The sequence below is a fragment of the Marinitoga sp. 1197 genome (assembly GCF_001021165.1).
Lineage (GTDB): Bacteria > Thermotogota > Thermotogae > Petrotogales > Petrotogaceae > Marinitoga.
Map to the genome: position 1 here is coordinate 1 of NZ_AZAY01000043.1, position 3,971 is coordinate 3,971.

Here is a 3,971-nt window from a genome sequence, read left to right on the forward strand (position 1 = left end):
CTCTCTTCTTACTTCCGCTGGGTGTCTCTGTTCACTTGTCAAGGAGCTTTCCTTTCCTTCCCGCGGCTCTTCGTCCGCGTCCGAGTATATATATTACCACCTTTCTTCTATTTTGTCAACTTACAATACTGTTAATTTTGTTAATCGTTAGTGAATTCATCGAGAGATTGGTTTTCATGCTTTTTTTCAATTTTCAATAAATATAAAAATACTACAAATAAAGATATATTATAGACTGTATTCCCTAAAAAATCCTAATGTAATTTTTATTACTATAATATTTCATACTACATTATACCTATTTAACATATATATGTTAAAATTAATATTACTTAAAAAATCTAATAATCACGGAGGTGTTTTAATGATAACTCTTTTTTGGTTCATGGTTGTTATAACAATAGTTGTGTTTTTTCATGAATTAGGACATTTTATCTTTGCAAAATTATTTAAAACAAAGGTTGAAGAATTCGCCATAGGTATGGGACCAAAATTATTTTCTTATAAAGGAAAAGAAACTGAATTTAGATTTAATCTCATTCCTCTTGGAGGATATGTTAAAATAGCAGGCGAAGAAATTGAAGATGGTGAGCTATCTGATAATCCAGAATTATTTTACAACAAAAAACCATGGCAAAAATTTTTAATTGCCTTTGCTGGACCTTTATTTTCAATTATTCTGGGATATATTGTTTTATCAATTTCCGGTTTGTTATATGGATTCCCAGAAGTTAAGATAGAAGATGTTATAGATGATTCACCTGCTTATTATGCCGGTATTAAACCTGGTGATGTTATAAAAAAAGTAAACAATAATATTGTTTTTGATAGTTCTATTTTGAGCCTCGCTATTAAAGAGGGTAAGCTTTTAGATTTGGAAATTTTAAGAAACAATAATATTATTAATTTAGAAATAGCGCCTAAATTATACAATCCAGAATACACCATTATATTTAAATCAGAAAAAATAGTTAATTTAAATAATAAAACTATCAAATCGTTTAATTTAAATCCACCAGAAAACATAGGATCTATTTTACCAAATTTAGAAAAAGGAGATAAACTAATAATTGAACTAAATGATGGTTCGAAAATAGAAGGAAAAATCAAAGGTTATAATATTTCTCAAAAAAGATATGCTATAGGTGTTTATTTTGCTACTTTTTCAAATGTAATAAATAAAGATTATCCACCTTTTAAAAAAGATGACATTATACTAAGCATTAATTCTAAGGCAATAAATAATGGTTTGGATATAATAAAATATTTAACTCCTTTATCGTTAGATTCAGAAGATATTATGATTACCATAACTAATAATAGGATTTCAGAATATATCACGCCCATAAATTCAGATAATTTAAATATAGTTATTCTTCGAAATGGGAAAACTATGGATCTTACTTTAAGTAAAAAAGAATTTTTCAAAATACTTCAAGAACCTTTGATTCTTAAATATGCTTTTGATAAATGGCGACCAAAAGGTTTTGAAATAATAACTGTTTCCATACAATGGGCTAACACGTTGTTAAAAGCTATGGTTGACACGATTTCTCAATTATTTACAGGAAAGGTTAAGACTACCGAAGTAATGGGACCTGTTGGAATCGCTGGTGTTGTTGGACAGGCAGCAAAGGCTGGTCCTGAAGCTTTGATTTCATTAATAGCATTAATTACATTAAACCTTGGAATTGTTAATCTATTACCTATACCTGCATTGGATGGTGGAAGAATTGTATTTTCAATCTATGAAATGATAACAGGTAAAAGAACTAATCCAAAAGTAGAAGCTATGATTCATACTATAGGTTTTATAATATTAATGGGACTCTTTGTCTATTTTACTTACAACGATATTTTAAGATTTTTTAAGTAATTGGAGGTATATTTATGTTTTCAAAAAAAATAGTTTATGTAAAAGATATCCCAATTGGAGGAAATAATCCTATTTCTATACAGAGTATGACAAATACCGACACTTTTGATACAGAAAGTACAATACGGCAAATTATAAATTTATCTAATGCAGGTGCTGAAATAGTAAGGGTTTCTGTTAGAAATTTTGATGATATTTCTTCTTTTAAACAAATTTGTAATTTATCTCCTGTCCCTATAGTTGCTGATATACATTTTGATTACAGGTTAGCTATAGAATCCATAAAAGCTGGAGCTGCAAAAATAAGGATCAACCCTGGAAATATTGGCAGTAAATGGAAAGTAAAAGAAGTTGTAAAAGCTGCAAAAGATGCAAATATACCCATCAGGGTAGGAGCAAATTCCGGTTCTATAAAAAAAGAATTTGAAAATTCGAATATGCCAAGATTTAAAGCCTTAGCTGAAAGTGCTTTAGAAGAAGTGAGAATAATGGAGGAACTAAACTTCACAGATATCGTAATTTCAATAAAATCGACTGATGCTAAAGAAAACTTTTTGGCTAATAAATATATTTCAGAAAAGGTACCATATCCTTTGCATATAGGAATTACTGAAGCTGGAATTTATGAGGATGCTTTAATATTATCTTCTGCAGGACTTGGAACATTACTATTAAATAATATTGGAGATACAATTAGAATTTCCATAGCAGGAGATCCTATTAAAGAAGTATTAGCTGCAAAAAAATTATTAACTTTGTTAGGATTTAAAAAAGGCCCCAGAGTTATAGCTTGCCCCACCTGCGCAAGAACAGAAATAAATGTAGAAGAGTTGGCTACAAAAGTTAAAGACTGGACTAAAGATATTAATGAAAGTTTAAATATTGCGGTAATGGGCTGTGTTGTAAACGGACCAGGAGAAGCAAAACATGCTGATATTGGCATAGCTGGAACCAAAACAGGCGGTGCAATATTTATTAACGGTAAAATTGCTGAAACCGTTCTTTTCGAAAAGCTCGAAAACACTTTCAAAAAATACATTGAAATTTTAATAGAAGAAAGAAAAAATATTAACAAAAATTCATAAAATACAGAATATTTGGAAATACTGCAACTAAGAGACTCTTTTTAGAATTTTGATTATGTCAATACCCTTTTTGAAAAAATAATATGTGTAATAATCTAATTTTTCAAAAACAATCCTCTTTTTGAGGATTGTTTTTTTATCTACTAGCACTTATATATTTTCCTGAATTTGACACTTACATTCAAAGTAAAGTTTGAAAAGTCAAAATAATCAGAAAAATATACTACCTTTCAATAAGCATTTCTGAATCTTTTCCTCTTTTTAAAAATATTTCTATATTTTCGAAGGACTTTTAAAATTGGTTTTTATAAACCAAATGTGTAATTTTATTCCATTTTCTTCTTCTGTTATATATTCAAAATCTTTTATTGTATTTGAGTATATTATTAACCATCCTTCTTTTAGCCCTTTTCTTTTTATATATTCTTTTATTTGTTTTTTACTTTTTTCATAATCATTTCCTGTTATGTTTGCTTTTATTTCTATTAAGTATTCTTTGTTACGCATATTTATTAATAAGTCTATTCTTCCTCCGCCAACTTGTGTTTCTGGATATACTTTTCCATCTGCCGCTTCTACATATAATCCAAGAAATTGATCAAGATTGTATTGATATACCCCTTCGTAATAGTTTCTGCCTCTGAACATTACTGCTCCTCGTTCTTTTATGTATCTTATATACCTTTTCATTAATTTGTTTAAATCCAAGCTTCCATCTTCTTTTATATATGGTTTTATTGTATCTTTTATTGTTGCCATATAATTTTTTTCTCCATTTATTTGTGGTTTGAATCTTGCATATAATGCTTTGTAATACAACGGCACTTTTACACAGCATATACCTTCACAATTGTCTATTACTCCGTTTATATATAAGAATTTTATGTTTTCATCATATATATTAAATTCTATATTATTTGGTTCAAATAATATTTTCATCATTAATTCTTTTTCTTTTTTGGCTTTGTTTATTATATTTGATATGTTTTTGTCTATATATACTCTCATAT

The 3,971-nt window shown here is 28.1% G+C and carries 2 protein-coding genes and 1 pseudogene; 2 read left to right on the plus strand and 1 reads right to left on the minus strand.

The genetic code is table 11. The features are described 5' to 3' along the window. The first annotated feature begins 364 nt into the window (after positions 1-364). Together X275_RS09280 and ispG are read left to right on the plus strand one after the other, a co-directional pair. On the plus strand, positions 365-1,876 hold the full coding sequence (locus tag X275_RS09280) for a site-2 protease family protein (RefSeq protein ID WP_052913824.1): 1,512 nt from the start codon (positions 365-367) through the stop codon (positions 1,874-1,876). Between the two features lie 14 nt (positions 1,877-1,890). Beyond that, complete coding sequence (ispG, locus tag X275_RS09285) at positions 1,891-2,961, plus strand: flavodoxin-dependent (E)-4-hydroxy-3-methylbut-2-enyl-diphosphate synthase (RefSeq protein WP_047268550.1); 1,071 nt, start codon at positions 1,891-1,893, stop codon at positions 2,959-2,961. Between the two features lie 273 nt (positions 2,962-3,234). Here ispG and X275_RS09290 read toward each other — a convergent pair. Then, a pseudogene (locus X275_RS09290) lies at positions 3,235-3,971 on the minus strand (AAA-like domain-containing protein); the annotation flags it as partial.